Origin of the sequence: Flavobacterium ichthyis, assembly GCF_009915155.1 — a bacterium.
Classification (GTDB): Bacteria; Bacteroidota; Bacteroidia; order Flavobacteriales; family Flavobacteriaceae; genus Flavobacterium; species Flavobacterium ichthyis.
On sequence record NZ_JAABLM010000037.1, the window covers coordinates 1 to 225 of the forward strand.

General features: G+C 39.6%; 1 protein-coding gene. It reads left to right on the forward strand.

The features are described from left to right. On the forward strand, positions 1-225 hold a 225-nt coding region (locus GV828_RS13105), incomplete at both ends, for a hypothetical protein (RefSeq protein WP_166537943.1).

Consider the following 225-nt stretch of genomic DNA (forward strand, 5'->3'; position numbering starts at 1 on the left):
GAAATTATTCATTATCAAGAACTTGGACAGCAACAGACCTTTGTGGCAATACGGTTTCGCATACGCAAATTGTAACTGTGGAAGACAATTCGGCTCCAACTTTCAACGAAACTTTACCAATAGATTTAACCGTTTCTTGTGATGCAATTCCGGTTGCGGCAACACTTTCAGCTTCTGATAATTGTGGAACAGCTTCGGTAACTTTTGAAGAAGTTCGAAATAACG